At 58.4% G+C, this 24,295-nt stretch carries 23 protein-coding genes; 17 read left to right on the forward strand and 6 right to left on the reverse strand.

What is annotated here, in order from left to right:
• Nucleotides 1–121: 121 nt before the first annotated feature.
• From AC1Q6D_RS17265 to AC1Q6D_RS17300, 8 genes are all read left to right on the forward strand, one after another.
• Nucleotides 122–2,953, forward strand: a complete 2,832-nt coding sequence (locus AC1Q6D_RS17265) for a 2-oxoglutarate dehydrogenase E1 component (protein WP_103402526.1) — start codon at nucleotides 122–124, stop codon at nucleotides 2,951–2,953.
• A 42-nt stretch (nucleotides 2,954–2,995) separates the two neighbouring features.
• The gene (odhB, locus tag AC1Q6D_RS17270) at nucleotides 2,996–4,216 is read left to right on the forward strand and encodes a 2-oxoglutarate dehydrogenase complex dihydrolipoyllysine-residue succinyltransferase (protein WP_103402527.1); all 1,221 of its coding nucleotides are present in this window, start codon (nucleotides 2,996–2,998) and stop codon (nucleotides 4,214–4,216) included.
• Between the two features lie 97 nt (nucleotides 4,217–4,313).
• Nucleotides 4,314–5,750, forward strand: coding sequence for a dihydrolipoyl dehydrogenase (lpdA, locus tag AC1Q6D_RS17275; RefSeq protein ID WP_047531878.1), 1,437 nt, complete (start codon nucleotides 4,314–4,316; stop codon nucleotides 5,748–5,750).
• A gap of 321 nt (nucleotides 5,751–6,071) precedes the next feature.
• A complete protein-coding gene (gene sucC / locus AC1Q6D_RS17280; protein WP_003223015.1) occupies nucleotides 6,072–7,238 on the forward strand; it encodes an ADP-forming succinate--CoA ligase subunit beta in 1,167 nt (388 codons plus the stop codon).
• A complete protein-coding gene (gene sucD / locus AC1Q6D_RS17285) occupies nucleotides 7,238–8,119 on the forward strand; it encodes a succinate--CoA ligase subunit alpha (RefSeq protein WP_003223019.1) in 882 nt (293 codons plus the stop codon). Before sucC ends, sucD begins: the two co-directional genes overlap by 1 nt.
• A 337-nt stretch (nucleotides 8,120–8,456) precedes the next feature.
• Nucleotides 8,457–9,770 carry a branched-chain amino acid transport system II carrier protein gene (brnQ, locus tag AC1Q6D_RS17290; protein WP_103402528.1) on the forward strand — a complete coding sequence of 438 codons (1,314 nt, stop codon included), beginning with the start codon at nucleotides 8,457–8,459 and terminating at the stop codon, nucleotides 9,768–9,770.
• A 177-nt stretch (nucleotides 9,771–9,947) separates the two neighbouring features.
• A complete protein-coding gene (locus AC1Q6D_RS17295) occupies nucleotides 9,948–10,685 on the forward strand; it encodes a DUF599 domain-containing protein (RefSeq protein ID WP_103402529.1) in 738 nt (245 codons plus the stop codon).
• Nucleotides 10,685–11,086: an MAPEG family protein gene (locus tag AC1Q6D_RS17300; protein WP_103402530.1), complete on the forward strand. Its 402-nt coding sequence runs from the start codon at nucleotides 10,685–10,687 to the stop codon at nucleotides 11,084–11,086. The genes AC1Q6D_RS17295 and AC1Q6D_RS17300 overlap by 1 nt, the downstream gene beginning before the upstream one ends.
• A gap of 78 nt (nucleotides 11,087–11,164) precedes the next feature.
• Here AC1Q6D_RS17300 and AC1Q6D_RS17305 read toward each other — a convergent pair whose 3' ends face one another.
• Nucleotides 11,165–11,401 carry a hypothetical protein gene (locus tag AC1Q6D_RS17305; RefSeq protein ID WP_047531867.1) on the reverse strand — a complete coding sequence of 79 codons (237 nt, stop codon included), beginning with the start codon at nucleotides 11,399–11,401 and terminating at the stop codon, nucleotides 11,165–11,167.
• 160 nt (nucleotides 11,402–11,561) lie between these two features.
• Between AC1Q6D_RS17305 and AC1Q6D_RS17310 the strand changes: the two genes are divergently transcribed.
• The 4 genes from AC1Q6D_RS17310 to AC1Q6D_RS17325 all read left to right on the forward strand — a co-directional run bounded on the left by AC1Q6D_RS17310 (nucleotide 11,562) and on the right by AC1Q6D_RS17325 (nucleotide 15,269).
• A complete protein-coding gene (locus AC1Q6D_RS17310) occupies nucleotides 11,562–12,038 on the forward strand; it encodes a PaaI family thioesterase (protein ID WP_103402734.1) in 477 nt (158 codons plus the stop codon).
• Nucleotides 12,035–12,487 carry a PaaI family thioesterase gene (locus AC1Q6D_RS17315; RefSeq protein ID WP_047531865.1) on the forward strand — a complete coding sequence of 151 codons (453 nt, stop codon included), beginning with the start codon at nucleotides 12,035–12,037 and terminating at the stop codon, nucleotides 12,485–12,487. The genes AC1Q6D_RS17310 and AC1Q6D_RS17315 overlap by 4 nt, the downstream gene beginning before the upstream one ends.
• 80 nt (nucleotides 12,488–12,567) lie before the next feature.
• Nucleotides 12,568–14,472 carry a molecular chaperone HtpG gene (gene htpG, locus AC1Q6D_RS17320; RefSeq protein ID WP_103402735.1) on the forward strand — a complete coding sequence of 635 codons (1,905 nt, stop codon included), beginning with the start codon at nucleotides 12,568–12,570 and terminating at the stop codon, nucleotides 14,470–14,472.
• Nucleotides 14,473–14,540: 68 nt separating this feature from the next.
• Nucleotides 14,541–15,269, forward strand: coding sequence for a dienelactone hydrolase family protein (locus tag AC1Q6D_RS17325; RefSeq protein ID WP_090464056.1), 729 nt, complete (start codon nucleotides 14,541–14,543; stop codon nucleotides 15,267–15,269).
• Nucleotides 15,270–15,350: 81 nt separating this feature from the next.
• Here the strand turns inward: AC1Q6D_RS17325 and AC1Q6D_RS17330 are convergent, their stop codons facing one another.
• From AC1Q6D_RS17330 to purM, 5 genes are all read right to left on the reverse strand, one after another.
• Nucleotides 15,351–16,211, reverse strand: a complete 861-nt coding sequence (locus tag AC1Q6D_RS17330) for a pirin family protein (protein WP_103402531.1) — start codon at nucleotides 16,209–16,211, stop codon at nucleotides 15,351–15,353.
• A 62-nt stretch (nucleotides 16,212–16,273) separates the two neighbouring features.
• Nucleotides 16,274–16,690: an OsmC family protein gene (locus AC1Q6D_RS17335; RefSeq protein ID WP_103402532.1), complete on the reverse strand. Its 417-nt coding sequence runs from the start codon at nucleotides 16,688–16,690 to the stop codon at nucleotides 16,274–16,276.
• Nucleotides 16,691–16,833: 143 nt separating this feature from the next.
• Nucleotides 16,834–17,547, reverse strand: a complete 714-nt coding sequence (locus AC1Q6D_RS17340; protein ID WP_047531856.1) for a DUF3108 domain-containing protein — start codon at nucleotides 17,545–17,547, stop codon at nucleotides 16,834–16,836.
• An 8-nt stretch (nucleotides 17,548–17,555) separates the two neighbouring features.
• On the reverse strand, nucleotides 17,556–18,206 hold the full coding sequence (gene purN, locus AC1Q6D_RS17345; protein WP_103402533.1) for a phosphoribosylglycinamide formyltransferase: 651 nt from the start codon (nucleotides 18,204–18,206) through the stop codon (nucleotides 17,556–17,558).
• Nucleotides 18,206–19,264: a phosphoribosylformylglycinamidine cyclo-ligase gene (gene purM, locus AC1Q6D_RS17350; RefSeq protein WP_047531851.1), complete on the reverse strand. Its 1,059-nt coding sequence runs from the start codon at nucleotides 19,262–19,264 to the stop codon at nucleotides 18,206–18,208. Before purM ends, purN begins: the two co-directional genes overlap by 1 nt.
• Nucleotides 19,265–19,647: 383 nt before the next feature.
• Here purM and AC1Q6D_RS17355 point away from each other — a divergent pair, with 383 nt between their 5' ends.
• From AC1Q6D_RS17355 to AC1Q6D_RS17375, 5 genes are all read left to right on the forward strand, one after another.
• Entirely contained in the window at nucleotides 19,648–20,706 is a 1,059-nt protein-coding gene (locus AC1Q6D_RS17355) for a DUF2066 domain-containing protein (protein ID WP_103402534.1), read from the forward strand.
• Nucleotides 20,707–20,742: 36 nt separating this feature from the next.
• Nucleotides 20,743–21,816 carry an AI-2E family transporter gene (locus tag AC1Q6D_RS17360; RefSeq protein ID WP_047531846.1) on the forward strand — a complete coding sequence of 358 codons (1,074 nt, stop codon included), beginning with the start codon at nucleotides 20,743–20,745 and terminating at the stop codon, nucleotides 21,814–21,816.
• 197 nt (nucleotides 21,817–22,013) lie between these two features.
• Nucleotides 22,014–22,718, forward strand: a complete 705-nt coding sequence (hda, locus tag AC1Q6D_RS17365; RefSeq protein ID WP_007898944.1) for a DnaA regulatory inactivator Hda — start codon at nucleotides 22,014–22,016, stop codon at nucleotides 22,716–22,718.
• A 228-nt stretch (nucleotides 22,719–22,946) separates the two neighbouring features.
• Entirely contained in the window at nucleotides 22,947–23,594 is a 648-nt protein-coding gene (locus tag AC1Q6D_RS17370; RefSeq protein ID WP_047531836.1) for a C40 family peptidase, read from the forward strand.
• A 164-nt stretch (nucleotides 23,595–23,758) separates the two neighbouring features.
• A complete protein-coding gene (locus tag AC1Q6D_RS17375; protein ID WP_047531832.1) occupies nucleotides 23,759–24,295 on the forward strand; it encodes a C40 family peptidase in 537 nt (178 codons plus the stop codon).

The raw sequence follows: 24,295 nt of genomic DNA on the forward strand, positions 1-24,295 counted from the left end.
GGGCTGGTACCCGGACTATCAGTGTGATCCTAGTGGCTTGTTTTGGTCGCTGCATTCGGACTTCTGCAAGTTTGCTCGGCGTCGACACCGATGGTGTTCCCCTAACCGAGGGTGACCAAGCATGCAAGAAAGCGTGATGCAGCGCATGTGGAACAGTGCCTACCTATCCGGTAGTAACGCTGCCTATGTGGAAGAGCTCTACGAGCTTTACCTGCACGACCCTAACGCTGTGCCAGAAGAGTGGCGCACCTACTTCCAGAAGTTGCCTGCTGACGGCAACTCTTCCACCGATGTTTCGCACTCCACAATTCGCGATCATTTCGTCTTGCTGGCAAAGAACCAGCGCCGCGCTCAACCGGTTTCCGCCGGCAGCGTGAGCAGTGAGCACGAGAAGAAGCAAGTTGAAGTGCTGCGATTGATCCAGGCCTACCGTATGCGTGGCCACCAGGCAGCCCAGCTTGACCCGCTGGGGCTGTGGCAGCGTCCTGCACCTGCAGACCTGTCGATCAATCATTACGGCTTGACCAATGCCGATCTTGATACGACCTTCCGTGCCGGCGACCTGTTCATCGGCAAAGAGGAGGCGAGCCTACGCGAAATTCACGAAGCGTTGCAGCAGACATATTGCCGCACCATCGGCGCTGAATTTACGCATATTACCGATTCCGAGCAGCGCCAGTGGTTCCAGCAGCGTCTGGAAAGCGTACGCGGCCGTCCAACGTACTCCGCTGACATCAAGAGCCACTTGCTTGAGCGCGTGACTGCCGGTGAAGGCCTGGAAAAATACCTGGGCACCAAATACCCGGGCACCAAGCGTTTCGGTCTGGAAGGCGGCGAGAGCCTGATTCCGATGCTTGACGAGCTGATCCAGCGTTCCGGTTCCTACGGCACCAAGGAAATCGTCATCGGCATGGCCCACCGTGGCCGTCTGAACGTGCTGGTCAATACCTTCGGCAAGAACCCGCGCGAGCTGTTCGACGAGTTCGAAGGCAAGAAGAAGGTCGAGCTGGGTTCCGGTGACGTTAAATACCACCAGGGCTTCTCGTCCAACGTGATGACCACCGGTGGTGAAGTTCACCTGGCCATGGCCTTCAACCCGTCCCACCTGGAAATTGTTTCTCCAGTGGTCGAAGGTTCGGTCCGTGCCCGTCAGGATCGTCGCAACGACCCTACCGGCGAGAAGGTTCTGCCGATCTCCATCCACGGTGACGCTGCAATTGCAGGTCAGGGCGTGGTCATGGAAACCTTCCAGATGTCGCAGACCCGCGGTTTCAAGACCGGCGGTACCGTGCACATCGTGATCAACAACCAGGTTGGTTTCACCATCAGCAACCCGCTGGACTCGCGCTCCACCGAGTACGCCACCGATGTTGCGAAAATGATTCAGGCGCCGATCCTCCATGTGAATGGTGATGATCCGGAAGCCGTATTGTTCGTGACCCAGCTGGCCATCGATTACCGCATGCAGTTCAAGCGCGACGTGGTGATCGACATGTTCTGCTACCGTCGTCGCGGCCACAACGAGGCGGACGAGCCAAGCGGCACCCAGCCGATGATGTATCAGCAGATCACCAAGCAGCGCACCACCCGTGAGCTGTACGCTGATCGTCTGACCCAGAGCGGTGTGCTGGACGCAGAGCGTGTTCAGGCGAAGGTCGACGAATACCGCAACGCGCTGGACAACGGTCTGCACGTAGTTAAGAGCCTGGTCAAAGAGCCGAACAAAGAGTTGTTCGTGGACTGGCGCCCGTACCTGGGTCACGCCTGGACTGCGCGTCACGACACTCGCTTCGACCTGAAAACCCTGCAGGAACTGTCCGCCAAGCTGCTGGAAATTCCGGAAGGCTTCGTGGTTCAGCGCCAGGTTGCGAAGATCTACGAAGACCGTCAGAAGATGCAAGCCGGCGGCCTGCCGATCAACTGGGGTTACGCTGAAACCATGGCGTACGCGACCCTGGCGTTCGAAGGTCACCCGATTCGCATGACCGGTCAGGACATCGGCCGCGGTACGTTCTCGCACCGTCACGCTGTTCTGCACAACCAGAAAGACGCCGGCACCTACATTCCGCTGAAAAACCTGTACGAAGGTCAGCCACGCTTCGACCTGTACGACTCGTTCCTGTCGGAAGAAGCGGTACTGGCATTCGAATACGGCTACTCGACCACCACGCCGAACGCGCTGGTGATCTGGGAAGCCCAGTTCGGTGACTTCGCCAACGGTGCGCAGGTTGTTATCGACCAGTTCATCACCAGCGGCGAGCACAAGTGGGGCCGTCTCTGTGGTCTGACCATGCTGTTGCCACACGGCTACGAAGGTCAGGGGCCGGAGCACTCCTCTGCGCGTCTTGAGCGTTACCTGCAGCTGTGCGCCGAGCACAACATTCAGGTGTGCATGCCGACCACCCCGGCTCAGATCTACCACTTGCTGCGCCGTCAGGTGATTCGCCCGCTGCGCAAGCCACTGGTCGTCCTGACGCCGAAGTCGCTGCTGCGTCACAAGCTGGCCATCTCGACTCTGGAAGATCTGGCCGAAGGTTCGTTCCAGACCGTGATCCCGGAAATCGATGCCCTGGACCCGAAAAAGGTCGAGCGCATTGTTCTGTGTAGCGGCAAGGTCTACTACGACCTGCTGGAAAAACGTCGTGCCGAAGGCCGTGACGATATCGCCATCGTGCGTATCGAGCAGCTGTACCCATTCCCTGAGGACGACTTGAAAGAAGTCCTGGCTCCTTACACCAACGCCAAGCATGCCGTCTGGTGTCAGGAAGAGCCGATGAACCAGGGCGCCTGGTACTGCAGCCAGCACCACTTGCGTCGCAGCATCAGCAACCTCAACAAGTCTCTCGTACTCGAGTACGCGGGCCGCGAGGCTTCTGCTGCCCCAGCATGTGGTTACGCTTCGATGCACGCCGAGCAGCAGGAAAAACTGCTGCAAGACGCGTTTACCGTTTAACGCCTTCGCGCACCTGAAACCGAATTTAAGGAACCACAGATAATGGCTATCGAGATCAAAGCCCCCACTTTCCCGGAATCGGTTGCCGATGGCACCGTTGCCACCTGGCACAAAAAACCGGGCGACGCCGTCAAACGTGACGAACTGATCGTCGACATCGAAACCGACAAAGTCGTACTGGAAGTGCTGGCCACTGCCGACGGCGTGCTGGGCGCTATCGTCAAGAACGAAGGCGACACCGTTCTGTCCGACGAAGTCCTGGGCTCCATCGTTGAAGGCGGCGCTGCTGCCGCTGCTCCAGCCGCTGCCGCTCCGGCCGCTGCCCAGGCTGCTGCTCCAGCTGCCGAAGGCGAAGACGATCCGGTCGCTGCTCCAGCCGCTCGCAAGCTGGCTGAAGAGAACGGCATCAACATCGCGTCCGTTGCCGGTACTGGCAAAGGCGGTCGTGTGACCAAGGAAGACGTGGTTGCAGCCGTTGCTGCCAAGAAAGCCGCTCCAGCCGCCGCGCCTGCCAAGGCTGCCGCACCTGCCGCTGCTGCTCCGGTGTTTGCTGCCGGTGACCGCGTTGAAAAACGCGTTCCGATGACCCGTCTGCGTGCCAAGGTTGCCGAGCGTCTGGTTGAAGCTCAATCGAACATGGCGATGCTGACCACTTTCAACGAAGTCGACATGACCGAAGTCATGGCGCTGCGTTCGAAGTACAAGGATCTGTTCGAGAAGTCTCACAACGGCGTGCGCCTGGGCTTCATGTCGTTCTTCGTGAAAGCGGCCACCGAAGCGCTGAAGCGCTTCCCGGCAGTCAACGCGTCGATCGACGGCTCCGACATCGTTTATCACGGCTATGCTGACGTCGGTGTGGCTGTTTCCAGCGACCGCGGTCTGGTTGTGCCGGTTCTGCGTAACGCCGAACTGATGAGCCTGGCTGAAATCGAAGGCGGCATCGCCACTTTCGGCAAGAAAGCCCGTGACGGCAAACTGTCGATGGAAGAGATGACCGGTGGTACGTTCACCATCACCAACGGTGGTACCTTCGGTTCGATGATGTCGACTCCGATCGTCAACCCGCCGCAAGCAGCTATTCTGGGCATGCACAATATTCTGCAGCGTCCAATGGCGATCAACGGTCAGGTCGTTATCCGTCCGATGATGTACCTGGCTCTGTCCTACGATCACCGTCTGATCGATGGCAAAGAAGCTGTGACCTTCCTGGTGACCATCAAGAACCTGCTGGAAGACCCGGCTCGTTTGCTGCTGGATATCTGATAGAAGCAGTCGCGAGCTGCAAGTTTCAAGCTGCTGGTAAAGGCAGTTTGGCTTGCAGCTTGCGGCTTCAAGCTTTTCGCTAAAGAGGATTTTTTGAATGTCGCAGAAATTTGACGTAGTAGTGATCGGTGCGGGCCCTGGCGGCTACGTGGCTGCCATCAAGGCCGCTCAACTGGGCCTCAGCACTGCCTGCATCGAGAAGTACACCGACAAGGAAGGCAAACTGGCCCTCGGCGGTACTTGCCTGAACGTCGGCTGCATTCCATCCAAGGCGCTGCTGGACAGCTCCTGGAAGTTCCACGAAGCGCAAGACGGTTTCGCGATCCACGGCATCAATCACGCCGGCGTGACCATGGACGTGCCAGCGATGGTCGGCCGCAAGGCAAACATCGTCAAAGGCCTGACTTCCGGCGTTGCGACCCTGTTCAAAGCCAACGGTGTGACCTCTATCCAGGGTCACGGCAAGCTGCTGGCCGGCAAGAAAGTCGAAGTCACCAAGCCTGACGGTTCGGTTGAAGTCATCGAAGCCGAAAACGTGATCCTGGCTCCTGGCTCGCGTCCGATCGACATTCCGCCGGCTCCGGTCGACCAGAATGTGATCGTCGATTCCACCGGTGCCCTGGAATTCCAATCCGTACCCAAGCGTCTGGGCGTGATCGGCGCTGGCGTGATCGGTCTGGAACTGGGTTCGGTCTGGTCGCGTCTGGGCGCGCAAGTGACTGTCCTTGAAGCGCTGGACACTTTCCTGATGGCAGCGGACACCGCTGTTTCCAAGGAAGCGCTGAAAACCCTGACCAAACAAGGTCTGGACATCAAGCTGGGCGCGCGCGTTACCGGTTCCAAAGTGAACGGCGACGAAGTCGTTGTGAACTACACCGATGCCAACGGCGAACAGAACATCACGTTCGACAAGCTGATCGTAGCCGTTGGTCGCCGTCCAGTGACCACTGATCTGCTGGCCGCCGATTGCGGCGTGACCCTCGACGAGCGCGGTTTCGTGCACGTTGATGATCACTGCGCTACCACCGTACCGGGCGTCTACGCCATCGGCGACGTGGTTCGTGGCATGATGCTGGCTCACAAGGCCTCGGAAGAGGGCATCATGGTTGTCGAGCGCATCAAGGGCCACAAAGCCCAGATGAACTATGACCTGATCCCTTCGGTTATTTATACTCACCCGGAAATTGCATGGGTGGGTAAAACCGAGCAGGCCTTGAAAGCTGAAGGCGTTGAAGTTAACGTCGGCACCTTCCCGTTCGCAGCCTCTGGCCGTGCCATGGCTGCCAACGATACCGGTGGTTTCGTCAAGGTCATCGCAGATGCCAAGACTGACCGCGTGTTGGGCGTCCACGTGATTGGCCCGAGTGCTGCAGAACTGGTTCAACAGGGCGCAATCGGTATGGAATTCGGCACCAGCGCTGAAGACCTGGGCATGATGGTTTTCTCCCATCCGACCCTGTCTGAAGCCTTGCACGAAGCAGCTCTGGCAGTGAATGGCGGCGCCATCCACATCGCCAACCGCAAGAAGCGTTGAAGGCAATTTGAAAACGTAGCGAGCGAAGGAAAGACAAGGCAAAAACAGGTGAGGAAGCGGAGTTGACGTCAGTCAATGAGCATTCCGAGCCTGTTTTTAACGCAGTATTTCCTAGCACAGCAGTTTTCAAATGTCTGAAAAGACAATAAGAAACCACGGCGGTTGCGGCCCGTCGTGAGCCTTGCATGCAAGACTCACCGCGGAATGTCCGCCGGACGCAGTCTTGCGTAGCTCAGCTACGCAAGCAGCAGTCACAGGTGGTGCGGCACTTCAACAAGTGCAGCACCGAATGCGCAGTACCTAACGAAGACGGTAAAAAGCATGAATCTTCACGAGTATCAGGGTAAGCAGCTGTTCGCTGAGTACGGCCTGCCGGTATCCACCGGTTACGCGGTAGACACCCCGGAAGCAGCAGCAGAAGCTTGCGATAAAATCGGCGGCAGCGAGTGGGTTGTAAAAGCCCAGGTTCACGCCGGTGGTCGCGGTAAAGCGGGCGGCGTCAAGCTGGTTCGCAACAAAGAAGACGCCAAAGCCTTCGCACAGCAGTGGCTGGGCAAGCGTCTGGTGACCTACCAGACTGACGCCAATGGTCAGCCAGTCACCAAGATCCTGGTTGAATCGTGCACTGATATCGCTAAAGAGCTGTACCTGGGCGCTGTCGTTGACCGTTCGAGCCGTCGCATCGTGTTCATGGCTTCCACCGAAGGTGGCGTGGACATCGAGAAAATCGCTCACGACACTCCAGAAAAAATTCTGAAAGCCACTATCGATCCACTGGTTGGCGCTCAGCCATTCCAGGGTCGCGAGCTGGCATTCCAGTTGGGTCTGGAAGGCAAGCAAGTTGCCCAGTTCGCCAAGATCTTCGTAGGTCTGGCCAAACTGTTCCAGGATCACGATCTGGCCCTGCTGGAAGTGAACCCGCTGGTGATCAAGGCTGACGGCGATCTGCACTGCCTGGACGCCAAGATCAACATCGACGCCAACGCGATGTACCGTCAGCCTAAGCTGAAGACTTTCCACGATCCGTCGCAAGACGATCCGCGCGAAGCGCACGCTGCCAAGTTCGAACTGAACTACGTAGCACTGGAAGGCAACATCGGTTGCATGGTCAACGGTGCCGGCCTGGCCATGGGTACCATGGACATCGTCAACCTGCACGGCGGCAAGCCAGCCAACTTCCTCGACGTAGGTGGTGGTGCTACCAAAGAGCGCGTGACCGAAGCATTCAAGATCATCCTGTCCGACACCAACGTCGCTGCAGTACTGGTCAACATCTTCGGCGGCATCGTTCGTTGCGACATGATTGCCGAAGGCATCATCGGCGCCGTGAAAGAAGTCGGCGTGAAAATCCCGGTTGTTGTTCGCCTTGAAGGCAACAACGCTGAGCTGGGCGCTAAAGTACTGGCAGAAAGCGGTTTGAACATCATCGCTGCTACCAGCCTGACCGACGCTGCTCAACAAGTTGTCAAAGCTGCGGAGGGCAAATAATGAGCGTCCTGATCAATAAAGACACCAAAGTTATCTGCCAGGGTATTACCGGTTCGCAAGGTAGTTTCCACACCCAGCAAGCCATCGAGTACGGCACCAAGATGGTTGGTGGTGTAACTCCTGGTAAAGGCGGCACCGAGCACCTGGGTCTGCCAGTGTTCAACACCGTGAAAGACGCTGTAGCTGCCACTGGCGCCACCGCCAGCGTGATCTACGTTCCGGCTCCTTTCTGCAAGGACTCGATCCTGGAAGCTGCTTTCGGCGGTATCAAGCTGATCGTGTGCATCACCGAAGGCATTCCTACCCTGGACATGCTGGACGCTAAAGTTAAGTGCGACGAGCTGGGTGTTACCCTGATCGGCCCTAACTGCCCAGGCGTGATCACTCCAGGCGAATGCAAGATCGGCATCATGCCTGGTCACATTCACTTGCCAGGCAAGGTCGGTATCGTTTCCCGTTCCGGCACCCTGACCTACGAAGCTGTGAAGCAAACGACTGACGCCGGTTTCGGCCAGTCGACTTGCGTCGGCATCGGTGGTGACCCGATCCCGGGTTCGAACTTCATCGACATCCTGAAGCTGTTCCAGGAAGACCCGAAGACCGAAGCGATCGTGATGATCGGTGAGATCGGCGGTTCGGCTGAAGAAGAAGCGGCTGCCTACATCAAGGCACACGTGACCAAGCCGGTTGTTTCCTACATCGCTGGTGTGACTGCTCCTCCGGGCAAGCGCATGGGCCATGCTGGTGCAATCATCTCTGGCGGCAAAGGCACTGCAGACGAGAAATTCGCTGCGCTGCAAGACGCAGGCGTTAAAACCGTGCGTTCGCTGGCAGACATCGGCAAGGCCCTGGCCGAGCTGACTGGTTGGGCAGTCAAGTAAGCTTCGCGCTTAGCTGACGCTTTACCAAACAAAGGCTACCTTCGGGTGGCCTTTGTCGTTTCTGGTTCTTTGGAAACGCTTGAGGCTTTTTTGTGACGAGGAGGTTCATGAAATTTAGATACGTGAACACGACACGGGAGTGTCGTGTATCGGATAGTTCGCCCCTTAACAGTGCGCTTGACGCTCAAATTCGTTAGGATACGCGCCATTTTTGCGTCTGCGGCCCACAAGGCAGCGACGCGCTAAACGGGTCAGTCTCATACGGACCGACAGCATTTCCCTCACCCATAGGGAAATCCCTCTCTAAATTCCGATTCAGTAGTGTGGTATTTCCTTAATGAAAGTGTTGAAAGGCCAGGACATCCTGGCACTTGGTTTTATGACGTTCGCCCTGTTTGTCGGGGCTGGCAACATCATCTTCCCGCCTATCGTCGGTTTGCAGTCCGGGCCTAATGTCTGGATGGCGGCGCTGGGTTTCCTGATCACCGCCGTTGGTCTGCCGGTGATCACCGTTGTCGCACTGGCCAAGGTTGGTGGCGCGATGGATACATTGAGCAGTCCGATCGGTAAAGTCGCCGGTGGACTGTTGGCGGCTGCGTGCTATCTGGCCGTTGGTCCGCTGTTCGCGACGCCACGTACCGCGACCGTATCGTTCGAAGTGGGCCTGGCGCCCTTGACCGGCGAAAGCCCGCTGGCGCTTTTCCTGTATAGCTCGGTCTACTTCCTGCTGGTGTTCTTCATTTCCCTGTACCCGGGCCGCTTGCTGGACACGGTTGGACGCTTCCTCGCACCGTTGAAGATCATTGCCCTGGCTGTGCTGGGCATCGCGGCATTCGCCTTGCCGGCCGGTGATATCGGGCATGCAACACCTGAATACGTTGCGGCGCCGTTTTCCCAAGGCTTCATCAATGGTTACCTGACCATGGATACCCTGGGCGCCCTGGTGTTCGGCATCGTTATCGTCAACGCTATCCGCTCCCGCGGTGTCGAATCGCCGGTCCTGATCACCCGTTACGCGATCATCGCCGGATTGATTGCCGGTGTGGGTCTGGCGCTGGTTTATGTCAGCTTGTTCCGCCTGGGTTCGGGCAGCCATGAAGTGGCGGCTGGTGCGACTAACGGTGCGGCGGTACTGCATGCCTACGTACAACACACCTTTGGCTCCCTCGGCAGCGGTTTCCTCGCGGTACTGATTTCTCTGGCTTGCCTGGTGACCGCGGTTGGCCTGACCTGCGCCTGCGCCGAGTATTTCAGTCGTGTATTGCCACTGTCCTACAAAACGCTGGTCATCATCCTGGCTGCGTTTTCCCTGTTGGTGTCCAACCTGGGCCTCACCAAGCTGATCGCGTTTTCGATCCCGGTGCTGACAGCGATCTACCCGCCGTGCATCGCCCTGGTGGCACTGAGCTTCTGCAAGGACTTCTGGCACGAGCAAGGTCGCATCGTCGGCCCGGTGATGCTGGTGTCGTTCATCTTCGGCCTGATCGACGCCCTTAAGGGCGCGGGTCTTGCGGACTGGATGCCCTCCCAATTGGCCCACTTGCCGCTGAGCGAGCAAGGGCTGGCCTGGCTGGTGCCATCGGTGATGACCCTGGTGGTCGCCGTGGTCTGTGACCGTATGTTGGGCAAGCGCGAGGAAGCCTTGGCCTAAGCTTATCCGGCCTGTCACGAGCAGGCCGATCGAGCATGAAACCGAAATGCCCCGTATCAATCGATACGGGGCATTTTTTATGGGTTTGAGGCAGTGTCTTTTTCCCCGACACAACGTCGAAGCATTGCAGAACCCCACAGGGTTTCGGTATTCCTCCTGCACATCACAAGGACCTGCATGTCGTTCATCCACGCCAACCTGATCCACATTCTCGCCGCCCTCTGGTTCGTTATCTGCTGGGGTGGCTACACCCGTTACGCAACATGGAAGGGCCGCGACACCGCGTGCCTGGCCAGCGTGTTGCACCTGTACCGTGAAGACTGGATGCGCCGCATGTTGCTGCGTGACAACCGCATTGCCGATGCCAGCGTGATTGGAAATCTGGAGCGCAATGCATCGTTCTTCGCCTCCAGCACGCTGATTATCCTGGCCGGTATCCTCACGGTACTTGGCGCGTCGGAAAGAGCGGTGTCGCTGCTGGCGGATATCCCGATGGTGCAACAGGCTTCCCAGGGGATGTCGGAAATCAAGTTGCTGTGCCTGGCGCTAGTGTTCGTCTACGCGTTCTTCACGTTCAGCTGGTGCATGCGCCAATACAACTTCGCGGCCGTTCTGGTGGGTTCCGCACCCATGGTCGGTGAACGCCATGTGTCCGAGCAGGAGCGCAAAGCCTTCGCGTCCCGGGCTGCCCGGGTTATCTCCATGGCGGCCAACCAGTTCAACTTTGGTCTGCGTTCCTATTACTTCGGCATGACCATGCTGGCGTGGTTCGTCAGTCCCTGGTTGTTCATGTTGATGAGTGCCGGTGTCGTGTTTGTGTTGTATCGCCGGGAATTTCACTCCGACGTTCTCGACGTGATGGTCTATACCCCTACAGAGGCACCATTGCCTGACGTGAACAAAGAGGCGGCTTGATGAGTATCCCGTTCTGGTGTGTGTTTATCAGTGCGTTGCTGATTTACGTGGCGCGTATGCCCGTGACCAAGGCCATGAAAGAGCAGGGCGGTTACAACAATCACCTGCCGCGCCAACAGCAGGCGCAACTTACGGGCCTGGGGGCCCGCGCAGTGGCCGCGCACCAGAACAGTTTCGAAGCGTTCATATTGTTTGCCGTGGGTGTGTTGATGGCGCATACCACGCAGACAGCGGGCTGGCTCATTGACTTGTTGGCGATCATCTTTGTGATCGCGCGAATTATCTATTTGCTGTGCTACTGGAAAGACCTGACATGGCAGCGCAGTCTGGTTTGGCTGGTGGGTTTAATCTGTTCATTGTTGTTGATGATTAGTCCGACTTTTCGAACGATTTTGCTCTAACGAGGTTACGGCCAATCAAATTGCAGGCAAAAGAAAACCCGCATTTGGCGGGTTTTCCTTATCACACTAAAAACCGTTTCAGTTTTTAGGCGCGGCTTCTTTTGCCGCTGCTTCGTTCGATTCAGCCTGAGCTTTGGCAGCTTCAGCGTTTTCTTTCGCAGCGTCGTTCACTTTATCCTGAGCTTTGTTCATGTCTTGCTGAGCTTGCTCAGCATGTTTGTTGGCATCTTGAGCTTTGTCCTCGGATTTTTTATCGCAGGCAGCGAGACCGAGGGAAGCGGTCAACATCAAGGCAATAGCTAAAGTCTTACGCATGGGGTGTTTCTCCTTATGGAAAATATCTACTGGCCTTTCGAGCACAGCCATCAGGGTTAAGTTCCTCAAATCGTTCAGATATATAAGTTTGTTCTAACGCGGAACTTTTGCCGGGACCGTTACTTCACGGCACGAATTTTTAAATATGAGTTTCTATCAAATGGCCGAAAACCCCGTTTTTGAGCGAGCTATACGATTTCTGTCGGCACTGCGCCATTGCCAGGTCCTTGGGCTGCGTGTTCACAGCGCCAGCAGCGAAGGGCTCACGGTGGTGCTGCCCTATAGCCCGCAAATCGTCGGAAATCCGCAAACCGGCGTCATCCATGGCGGTGCGCTGACCACGCTGATGGACACCGCCTGCGGCATGTCCACCCTCTGTGTGCTGTCGGAGTTCGAGGTCTGCCCGACCCTCGACCTGCGCATCGACTACATGCACGCCGCCGAGCCGAATAAAGACGTCTTCGGTTTCGCCCAGTGCTACCGCGTGACCACCGATGTGATCTTTGCCCGCGGCTTCGCCTATCAGGACGATCCCGAGCAACCCATTGCCCACGTGGTGGGCACCTTCATGCGGATGGGCAAAGGCATCAAGGGCGCAAAAGGCTTTGGTGGCGCGATCGCCGGAGATGCGAAATGACTGACTCATTCAAGCAGCAGCTGCAACAGGCTCATGAGCGGGGCGACTATGGCGTATTGCTGCAGCGGATTCCCTACGCCGCGCTGATCGGCGTCGAATGCTCACGGGTGGGGGATGAACTGCTGTTTCGTCTGCCGGCCAACAAGGACAACATTGGTAACCCTTTATTGCCGGCTATTCATGGCGGTGTCATTGCCGGTTTTATGGAGCTGGCCGCCGCGTTGCACCTGCTGGTGTCCACCGGCTCGCCAGGTGTGCCGAAGATTATCGATTTCTCCCTCGACTACCTGCGCGCCGGGCAGTTTCGCGATACCTGGGCCCGATGCCAGGTGTGTCGCCAGGGACGTCGCGTCGCCAACGTGGCGATTACAGCCTGGCAAAGCACGGAAGCGGAACCCATCGCCACGGCCCGGGCGCATTTCAAACTCGAGGAGCCCTTGAAATCCTGAACACAGCCCCCAACTCTGATGACATCCCGCCGCCGGCCTTCAAGGTCGCGGCTTAGCCATCTGATTGGAGTTTGATGACCATGAGTGTGGAAACTCAAAAGGAAACCCTGGGCTTCCAGACCGAGGTGAAGCAACTGCTGCACCTCATGATCCATTCGCTGTATTCCAACAAGGAAATTTTCCTTCGCGAACTGATCTCGAACGCCTCTGACGCTGTAGACAAATTACGTTTCGAAGCGCTGTCCAAGCCGGAACTGCTGGAAGGTGGCGCCGAGCTGAAGATCCGTGTGAGCTTCGACAAGGACGCCAAGACCGTCACCCTCGAAGACAACGGCATTGGCATGAGCCGTGAGGATGCGATCACGCACCTGGGCACCATCGCCAAATCCGGCACCGCCGATTTCATGAAGCACCTGACCGGTGACCAGAAGAAAGATTCGCACCTGATCGGTCAGTTCGGTGTCGGCTTCTACTCTGCATTCATCGTCGCCGACAAAGTTGACGTGTTCAGCCGTCGTGCCGGCAGCGCCGCCAGCGAAGGCGTGCACTGGTCGTCCAAGGGCGAAGGTGACTTTGAAGTTGCAACCATCGAGAAAGCCGAGCGCGGTACCCGTATCGTCCTGCACCTGAAATCCGGTGAAGACGAGTTCGCCGATGGCTGGCGCCTGCGCAACATCATCAAGAAGTATTCCGACCACATCGCCTTGCCGATCGAGTTGCCGAAAGAAGTGGCGGCCGTCGAAGGCGAAGAGAAGCCGGCCGCCGAATGGGAAACCGTCAACCGCGCCAGCGCCCTGTGGACCCGTCCGCGTACCGAGGTCAAGGACGAGGAATACCAGGAGTTCTACAAGCACATCGCTCACGACTTCGAAAACCCGCTGAGCTGGAGCCACAACAAGGTTGAAGGCAAGCTGGAGTACAGCTCGCTGCTGTACGTGCCGGCTCGTGCGCCGTTCGACCTGTACCAGCGTGAAGCGCCGAAAGGCTTGAAGCTTTACGTGCAGCGCGTGTTCGTCATGGATCAGGCGGAGTCGTTCCTGCCGCTGTACCTGCGTTTCATCAAGGGCGTGGTTGACTCCAACGACCTGTCGCTGAACGTGTCGCGGGAAATCCTGCAGAAAGACCCGATCATCGACTCCATGAAGTCGGCGCTGACCAAGCGCGTTCTGGACATGCTGGAAAAACTGGCGAAAAACGAGCCTGAGCAATACAAGGGCTTCTGGAAAAACTTCGGTCAGGTCATGAAAGAAGGCCCGGCGGAAGACTTCGCCAACAAAGAGAAAATCGCTGGCCTGCTGCGTTTCGCGTCGACCAACGGTGACGACGGCGAACAAGTGGTCGGTCTGGCCGATTACCTGGCGCGCGCCAAGGAAGGTCAGGACAAGATCTACTACCTGACTGGCGAAACCTACGCGCAAGTCAAAAACAGCCCGCACCTGGAAGTCTTCCGCAAGAAAGGCATCGAAGTGCTGCTGCTGACCGACCGTATCGACGAGTGGCTGATGAGCTACCTCAACGATTTCGACGGCAAGAGCTTTGTTGACGTGGCACGCGGTGACCTGGACCTGGGCAACCTGGACTCGGAAGAGGACAAGAAGGCCGCGGAAGAAGTCGCCAAGTCCAAAGAAGGTCTGGTTGAGCGTCTGAAAACCGCACTGGGCGAATCCGTCGCCGAAGTCCGGGTTTCCCATCGCCTGACCGATTCCCCGGCGATTCTGGCCATCGGCGAGCAGGACCTGGGCCTGCAAATGCGTCAGATCCTGGAAGCCAGTGGGCAGAAGGTCCCGGATTCGAAGCCGATCTTCGAATTCAACCCGGCTCACCCGCTGATCGAGAAGCTCGATAAAGAGCAAAGTGACGAACGCTTCGGCGACCTGTCGCACATCCTCTTCGATCAAGCGGCCCTGGCGGCCGGCGACAGCTTGAAGGATCCGGCGGCCTATGTGCGTCGTCTGAACAAGCTATTGGTTGAGCTGTCGGCTTAACAGCGTTGTAGAAAAACCCGCTTCGGCGGGTTTTTTCATTCTGGTGTTTAAAAAATCAGGAGTTAGAAATGAGCCAAATCACTGTACGTTCCGTTGCCTATCAGATTGACGGTCAGCCCTACGAAAGCCGTGTGGCCTTTGATGCCGACCATAAGGGCCCGCGTCCGGGCCTGTTGATGGCGCCGAACTGGATGGGCGTCAGCGCTGGCGCCGAGGAAATCGCCAAGTCGGTGGCGGCCAAGGGATACGTGGTCCTGATCGCTGATCTCTACGGCCAATCGGTTCGTCCACAAAATAACGATGAAGCGGGCGCGGCGATGATGCCGTTGAAGAATGACCGCCCATTGCTGCGTAAGCGCATGAAAGTGGCGTTCGAGCAGCTGCAAAGCCAGGGCGAAGTGGCCGTCGATACCTCGAAGCTGGCCACGTTCGGTTTCTGCTTTGGGGGTTGCTGCGCGCTGGAGTTGGCCCGTACCGGTGCGCCGGTGAAGGCTGCGGTCTCATTCCACGGCACGCTGGATACACCGGACGTCAACGATGCGAAAAACATCAAGGGTAAGGTGTTGGTCCTGCACGGCGCTTCCGATCCATTGGTGCCGAAAGAGCAACTGCCGGCGTTTGAAGAGGAAATGAATGCCGCTGGCGTGGATTGGCAACTGCTGAGCTACGGCGGAGCGTTCCATTCGTTCACCGACCCGCATGCGAATGTGCCTGGCATGATGATGTACGACGCCAAGGTTGCCGCTCGGGCATTTACCTCGATGCATAACTTGTTGGATGAAGTGTTCAAGGGCTGATTGCGACTCTTGATCTGAAATTGGCCGGCATTTGTGCCGGCCCCATCGCGAGCCTGCTCGCGATGGCGATTTCATTGACACCTAAGGCAATTCGATCCGCTCGCTTTCCCCCGGTACGGTTGGCCAATCCCCGGCCACCCAGCGTCGGCGCGCTTCATCGATAGCCGCCGGATTGCTCGCCACAAAATTCCAGTTGATTCGTCGCGGACCATCCAGCGGTGCGCCGCCAAACAACACGGCATGACAGTCGCTTTCGGCGAACAAAGTCATTTCTTCCCCTTCAGGCAATACCACCAGTGCATTGGGCTCCACAGGCTCACCGTCCAGTTGCACCTCGCCGCTCAAGACATATAGCGCACGTTCTTCATGTTCGGTTGGAATCAGTAGCGTCGTCGCCGTTTGCAGGGTCAACTCCGCATAGAGCGTCGGAGACAGTACGGGGACTGGCGATTCCAGGCAGAAGCCCGTCCCGGCAATCATGCGGATTTTCACCCCCAGGTTCTCGCTGACCGGCAGTGTGGCGGCGGGGTGATGGCTGTAATGTCCCGGGCCTTGCTCATGATCCTTGGGCGAGGCCAGCCAGATTTGCAGGCCGTGCATCGTAAAGCCGTTTTCCTTGAGCGCCTCTGGCGTGCGCTCGACGTGGGCAATGGCGCTGCCGGCGGTCATCCAGCTGACATCACCGGTATCCACGACCTGATCTGAACCGAGGCTGTCCTTGTGCTGGATCTGCCCCTGGAACAGGTAGGTGAGGGTGGAGAGGCCTATATGTGGATGCTGGCGGATGTTCATGCCTTTGCCCGGCGGGTAGCGGGTTTCCAGCATGTGGTCGAAAAATACGAAGGGTCCGACGCTGCGGCATTTGGCGGACGGCAGTGGGCGAAGAATCGGCTGGCCCTCGACATCTTCGGCGCGGGGGCGGATCACGAGCGGAGTGTTCATTGTGCATTCCAGACTGAGCGGGTGATGCATTCGAGCATAACCCGCTTGCGCAGCCCTTGCCGCTATTGGCTGAAAGCGCCTTCGGACAAATGGGTTTCGATGCTGACTTCGCTGGTGGTCATCAATTTGTGGATCGGGCAACGATCCGCCACGCGATGCAGTTCTTCGCGCTGGGCATCGGTCAGCACGCCCTTGAGGGTCAGTTTGACGTGCAGCGCGTACTTGCCTTTCTGCTCCTGGCTGTTGTCGCGCTTGACCTCGACGCCGACACCGGTGAGCGGGATGTCTTTTTTCTTCGCGTACATTTTCAGTGTCAGGGCCTTGCAGGCACCGAGGGCGGCGTCGAAGTAGTCGTGTGGCTCTGGCGCCGAACCCTCGCCACCGGTGGTGGTGGGCGCATCGGCAAAGAGTTCATGGTCGTCGATCTGGACGCTGTGACGCAAACCTTCGGCGGAAACGGTGTTGACGGTGACAGTCATGGGAAACCTCGCAAGCGACAGGAAAAGTCATTCGATCAAAAAAGACCTTGAAGGTATAGAGCATGCGCGCGGCGACGCGTTCCGGTTTTTTGTTCCTGCATGAAAAAGCCCCGCGATTGCGGGGCTCTTTGTCTTGATCAGGCTCAGCTGCCTTTGACGGTCTTGCCGTTGACCTTGCCGTCCAGGAGCATGATGTTGTACTCCTTGCCGTCGGTTTCGACCTGTTGCAGACGGACCAGCAGGTAATCCCAGTCCTTGGCGAACCACAGCACGGTGGTGCGCTTGCTTTGAGTCGGGTCACGCACGCGCTCGACCTTGATCGCATCGATCTGGCCAGCCTTGGTGTCGACTTTTTCCGAACCCAGCACGCGGAAGTCATAGGTATCGACTTCGCCATCATCGACAACCTGATAGCTCATGCTCTTTTTGCCGGCGGCCACGTCGTGCTGCAGCGCCAGTTGATAGGTGGATTTGTCGACCATGCCGCGATTGAGCGGAATATTGACCGCGTCGCCACGATCGGTGCCGGTGACCTTCTTGGCCGTCCAGTCGAAGTCCAGATCAGCTTTCTTGGCCTTGCCCAGACCGCCGCGTGCGAAGTGGTAGGACTGCGGCAGCAGAGTGTCTTTGTCGACGGTCAGCGTGCTTTCTTCGGACAGGCTGGCGATCATCATCGAAGCCTTGAAGCTGAGTTTCCAGACGCCATTGGCTTCCTTGGTCAGGCTGCGTTCGGCGGTGCCGCTCATGGGCAACTGCTTCCAGTCGGCGGTGTAGCTGGCGGAGAAAGGTTGAAGGTCTGCAGCCTGCGCGAAGGGCAAGGCGAGCAGAGCGCAAGCGAAGAGCAGGGCACGACGCATAAAATCTCCTAGGTTCGAATCAAGTGGCCGCTGGCCGCGAGTAACTGTCCATCCAGTAAAGCACCATGCTCGCCGAGCGATAACCGGCCTTCTGCAAACCAGCGGACGGCCATCGGGTAAATCAGGTGTTCCTGAACATGGACCCGCTGCGCCAGACTCTGCGGCGAGTCGTGCAACTCTACCGGTATTACAGCCTGTACGACCAGTGGTCCGCCATCGAGTTCCTCGGTGACGAAGTGCACGGAGCAGCCGTGTTCGGTGTCCCCGGCTTCCAGCGCTCGCTGATGAGTGTGTAACCCTTTGTATTTGGGCAGCAGCGAAGGATGGATATTGAGCAGGCGGCCCTGATAGTGGCGAACGAAGTCAGCGCTGAGGATGCGCATGAAACCGGCCAGGACCACGAGTTTGGGATTGAAGGCGTCGATCAGTTCAATCAGAGCGGCATCGAAGGCCTCGCGGCCGTCGAAAGCCTTGTGATCCAGGAAGCGGGTGTCGATGCCCGCATCCCTGGCGCGTTGCAGGCCGTAGGCGTCGGCGCGGTTGGAGATCACCGCAGCGATGCGGACCGGGCTGTCGCCGGTCCGCGTGCTGTCGATCAAGGCCTGCAAGTTACTGCCGGTGCCGGACAGCAGCACCACCACATCACAGGTCCTAGGCATCAGTGAGCCTTGAGGTTCTTCAGTTCAACCTGGGCCGCGCCTTCGGCAGCGGTGGAGATCTGACCGATGACCCAAGGTTGCTCGCCAGCTTCGCGCAGGACCTTCAGGGCAGCGTCCACGTGCTCTTGCGCCACGCAGATGACCATGCCTACGCCGCAGTTCAGGACGCGGTGCATTTCGTTCTCGTCGACGTTGCCTTTCTCTTGCAGCCAGTCGAACACCGCCGGGCGGGTCCAGCTTGCCACGTCAACCACTGCTTGGGCGCCTTTTGGCAGCACGCGTGGAATGTTGTCCAGCAGGCCGCCACCGGTGATGTGGGCCATGGCTTTGACGGCGCCGGTTTCCTTGATCAGCTTGAGCAGCGGCTTGACGTAGATACGGGTCGGGGCCATCAGCAGGTCGGTCAGCGGCTTGCCGTCGAGCTGGGTGTTTTCGATGTCGGCACCGGACACTTCGATGATCTTGCGGATCAGCGAGTAACCGTTGGAGTGCGGGCCGGACGACGGCAGGGCGAGCAGGGCATCGCCGGCTGCGACTTTGGAGCCGTCGATGATTTCGGATTTCTCCACGACGCCGACGCAGAAACCGGCCAGGTCATAGTCTTCGCCTTCGTACATGCCAGGCATTTCAGCGGTTTCGCCGCCCACCAGGGAGCAGCCGGACAGCTCGCAGCCAGCACCGATGCCGGTCACGACCTGGGCCGCAGTGTCGACGTTCAGTTTGCCGGTGGCGTAGTAGTCGAGGAAGAACAGCGGCTCGGCGCCGCAGACCACCAGGTCGTTGACGCACATGGCAACCAGGTCGATGCCGATGCTGTCGTGTTTGTTCAGGTTCAGCGCCAGGCGCAGTTTGGTGCCGACGCCGTCGGTACCGGAAACCAGCACAGGCTGTCTGTAGCCGGCCGGGATTTCGCAGAGGGCGCCAAAACCGCCCAGGCCGCCCATGACTTCCGGGCGCGCAGTGCGCTTGGCGACGCTCTTGATGCGTTCGACCAATGCTTCACCGGCGTCGATGTCTACACCGGCGTCCTTGTAGCTCAGGGAGGGTTGCTTGCTCATGATCCAGGCCTTTAGGGGGGATTCAGGGGTAACGACCGGGTCCAGCGGGGCCGCCGAAATCGACGAGGGCGATTGCCTCACGCGATATTCGAAGGTGCCCGGCTGTTGCCGGTCTGCGAAGGCGCGCGATTTTATCAGGCTTGAAGGGCAGCGGCCATCCTCAGGCCGACGGCAGGGGCATATCCGCCTAAAAAAACCGTATTTGTTCCGTTTGGTGGCATCCTTCACGCCTGCTCAAGGTACCGCCATTAAGCGTCTATCGTTATGACAGTGCGAAAACTTACTCGGGACGTGTGAATGTTTTGCGCCGGGCGATGGTCACAGCCTTGCTCGATCGTCTTCATGCGGTCTGTTCCAGCCGCTCTTGTCGCCAGGAATCTTCCATGCGTTTTTCTAAATTCTTGTTTGTGGGCTGTTTATCCCTGACCAGTCTGGTCACTCATGCCGAAACCGTCAAAGGCCTCTATCAAGTACGCGAGCCCGTCAGCAGCCAGACGCAGGAGGAGCGTGATCAAGCGACTCAGCGCGCGCTGGACACCCTGGTATTGCGCCTGACCGGTGACCCCAAGGCAGCGCAGAGTCCGGGGTTGGCGGCGATTCGCAAAGATCCCCAGCAAATCATCAGTCAGTACGGCTTTGACGCAGGGCCGCCGGAAGTGTTGAAGGTCGATTTCGACCCGACAACCACCGAGCAGGCGTTACGTCGCGCCGGGTTGGCCATGTGGGGCGCCAATCGGCCGTCGATCCTCGGCTGGTGGTTGAACGACTCCACGGAGGGGTCAAGCCTGGTGGGCGATGGCCAGGCCAGTGCGATGCCGTTGCGCCGGGCAGCGCAGCACCGTGGTTTGCCGTTGCGCCTGCCGCTTGCGGACCTGAATGAGCAAGTCGTCGCCACGGCGCCGAATCTGGAAAGTACCGATCCGGCTGCGTTGCGCGCCGCCTCGGAACGTTACAACGCCGACGCCGTGCTGGCGGTGCATGCCCGCGAAGAGGGCGGTCAATGGCAGGCCAAATGGCATTTATGGCTGGGTGACCAGAAAGAAGCCGGCAGTGTGCAGGGAGCCGATCAGGCTGCCGTGGCGGATGCAGTGATGCTCGCGGTCAATGAGCGTCTGGCGCCGCGATTCGTCGCCAGGCCGGGGGCTTCGACGCAGCAGTTGCTGGAAGTGCAAGGCATGAACCTTGAGCGCTACGCGACGCTCGGACGTTTACTGGAACCCTTTGGCGGGCGTCCGCAAAGTGTCGACGGTGACCGGATTCTGTATCGGGTCAATGGCAGTACCGATCAATTGCGCGCGCAGTTGTCACTGGCGAAGTTGCAGGAGGTGGCGGCGGCGCCAACCCCGGCACCGGCACTCCCTGTCCAGCCCGTAGCGGACGGTTCGACCCCGGCTGTAGCGCCAGCTCCGGTTGCGACGCCGCAATTGCATTTCCGCTGGTAGATTATCTTTCTTTATATAGAAGCAATGGAGTGGTTCATGGTCGATACGCGGCGTTGGTTCTGGTTGGGTGGAGTAGTCCTGCTCTGCGCGTTTGTCTGGCTGTTGCATCCGATCCTTACGCCGTTCCTGGTGGCGTTGCTGCTGGCCTATCTGTTTGATCCATTGGTGGATCGGCTGGAAAAGGCCGGGTTGTCTCGGACCTTGGGTGTGGTCGCGGTGTTCGCGCTCTTCACCTTGATCTTCACCGCGCTGCTGCTGGTGCTGGTGCCGATGCTCGCCAAGCAGTTGTTCCGGTTGTATGAGCTGGCGCCACAGATGCTCGATTGGCTGCAGCACACCGCATTGCCGTGGGCGCAATCGAAGTTCGGGTTGTCAGAGGGTTTCTGGAAATTCGACAAACTCAAGGCTGCGATCAGCGAGCACATGGGCCAGACCTCCGATATCGTCGGCGTGGTACTGAGTCAGGCGACGGCTTCCGGCCTGGCGGTGATTGGCTGGCTGGCCAACCTGGTGTTGATTCCGGTCGTGAGTTTTTACCTGCTGCGGGACTGGGACCTGATGATGGCCAAGATCCGCAGCCTGCTGCCGCGCGACCGTGAAGAGCGCGTGGTGTCGCTGGCCGGTGAATGTCATGAGGTGCTGGGAGCGTTTGTCCGTGGCCAATTGCTGGTGATGGTGGCGTTGGGTGTGATCTATGCCGCGGGCCTGATGCTGGTGGGGCTGGAGTTGGGGCTGTTGATCGGCCTGATTGCCGGTCTGGCCGCCATCGTGCCTTACATGGGCTTCGTCATTGGTATCGGCGCCGCCTTGATCGCGGGCCTGTTTCAGTTTGGTGGCGATCTGTATCCCATGGTCGGCATCGTCGCGGTGTTCATGGTGGGGCAAGCGCTCGAAGGCATGGTGCTGACGCCTTTGCTGGTGGGTGACCGGATTGGCCTGCACCCGGTGGCGGTGATTTTCGCCATTCTGGCCGGTGGTGAGTTGTTCGGGTTTACTGGCGTTTTGCTGGCGCTGCCGGTCGCGGCGGTGATTATGGTGCTGGTGCGCCATGTGCATGATTTGTATAAGGATTCTGATATGTACTCGGGTGTTGATGAACCTGAGCTCTAGGCCTTGTCATGGGTAGCCCGGCTCGGCGCCGGGTTATCGCCGGCTCCGCCAAAGAAACTGTCATAAAATCAGGGCGCCAACGCAAACCTTTGATTTTGCTTGTGGTCTGTCGCATTGTGCGGTCGGCGTCACGGGTATAAACTTCGCAAACTTTACACAGAGGCCACTAACGGTTCCTTTGGAACTGTTCAGTCAGCATGAAACCGATTCAGCTGCCCCTAGGTGTGCGTCTGCGTGATGACGCCACCTTTATCAACTACTACCCAGGCGCCAATGCCGCTGCACTCGGCTATGTCGAGCGTCTATGCGAAGCCGACGCCGGCTGGACCGAAAGCCTGATTTACCTATGGGGCAAGGACGGGGTAGGGCGTACGCATCTGTTGCAGGCGGCCTGCCTGCGCTTCGAGCAGTTGGGCGAGCCGGCGGTGTATTTGCCGTTGGCCGAATTGCTGGACCGCGGTATCGAAATTCTCGACAACCTTGAACAGTACGAACTGGTCTGCCTGGATGATCTTCAAGCGGTGGCCGGCAAGGCCGACTGGGAAGAAGCGCTGTTCCATCTGTTCAATCGCCTGCGCGACAGTGGCCGACGGCTGTTGATTGCCGCATCGACTTCCCCGCGTGAGCTGCCGGTGAAGCTGGCAGACCTCAAATCCCGCCTGACCCTGGCGCTGATCTTCCAGATGCGTCCGCTTTCGGACGAAGACAAATTGCGTGCCCTGCAACTTCGCGCATCGCGGCGGGGACTGCATCTGACCGACGAGGTCGGGCATTTTATTTTGACCCGTGGAACCCGCAGCATGAGTGCGCTTTTCGAATTGCTCGAGCGGCTCGATCAGGCCTCCCTTCAAGCACAGCGCAAGCTGACTATTCCCTTCCTGAAAGAGACGCTCGGCTGGTAGAAAAAAAGCCGGGAATGCCAAGGCCGGCGGGGCTTTCGGCATATTTCAGGCGCCAGGAAATACGCTTTCCTGCAGGGCTGCAGGCTGCGCAAGTGTTTAATATGGGCTTAAGCGCTTAGATGTTGGCAAGAAACCGATAAGTCACAAAAAGTTCGATTGAATTTGCAAATGAGGATGATAGCGGGCATAGTCTCGACTTCTTTACAACTATCAGCCACGGTCGTGCCCATGCTAAAGCGCTTCGCACCCCTCGTGCCTCTCGCACTCGTCACCCTGTTGTTCGGTTGCGCTGCTCACTCTCCAGTGTCCCAGCAAGAGCAGCAGCAACAGGTTAAAAATTCTGTTACCGCACAGTCGTCCGCTCTTTACCAGGACGCTTTTTACCAGGAAGAGAAGGCCACTGAAAAAGAGCTGGCTGACTTCGCCGATGGCAAGTCGTATCAACTTCCGGCGCTGGCTGACAGCATCCTCGAACGCGGCATGTCCCTGATCGGTACCCGTTACCGTTTTGGCGGTACTTCTGAAGCCGGTTTCGATTGCAGTGGGTTTATTGGCTATCTGTTCCGTGAACAAGCCGGCATGAACCTGCCACGCTCCACTCGCGAAATGATCAACGTGGATGCGCCACTGGTGTCTCGCAGCAAGCTCAAGCCTGGCGATCTGCTGTTCTTCGCCACCAACGGTCGTCGCGGTCGTGTCAGTCACGCCGGGATCTACCTGGGTGACAACCAGTTCATCCACTCCAGCAGCCGCAAAAGCGGTGGTGTCCGGATTGATAGCCTGGGCGACAGCTACTGGAGCAAGACCTTCATCGAAGCCAAGCGAGCTCTCGCGATGGCGCCAAACGCGGCTCCGATCGTGACCGCACGCAATTAAGCGGACATTTTGTAAGGCGAACTTAAAGTCTTACTTGAAGTTTGCCGCATAAGCGCTAGAATCTGGTCAATGAATGATGGCAAACCGCCTGCGTAACGCGCAGGCGGTTTTCTTTTCTGCACTCCAGCAGAAAAACGCCGCAGCCAGATCAGGATGCTCTGCTTATGTCGACGTCGGCCCGCCTCGCAATCATGCTTTTCGCAGCGCTGCTCAGCGCTTGCGCCAGCCGCACACCGCCGCCTGCGCCGGTGGCTCGCACTCCTCTCGTTTTCGGTTCCTCCCAAGCCTTTTCGCCTGAAGCGGAAGACGTACTGTTTCGTGCGTTGGGCCTGGTGGGTACGCCGTATCGCTGGGGTGGCAATACACCGGATTCCGGGTTCGATTGCAGCGGGCTGATCGGCTACGTGTACCGTGATGTCACCGGTATCTCGCTGCCGCGCACCACTCGCGAAATGATCTCCATGCAAGCGGCCAATGTGGGCAAGGAAGGCCTGCAGACAGGTGACCTGATCTTCTTCGCCACCAATGGCGGTTCGCAGGTCAGTCATGCAGGTATCTACGTCGGCGAAGGTCGCTTCGTCCACGCGCCTGCCACCGGCGGCACGGTGAAGCTCGACAGCTTGTCGAAGGCGTATTGGCAGAAAGCCTACCTGAGCGCCAAGCGCGTCCTGCAACCGGAACACCTGGCGCGCAACCCGTAA

This window comes from Pseudomonas sp. MT92, assembly GCF_058792515.1.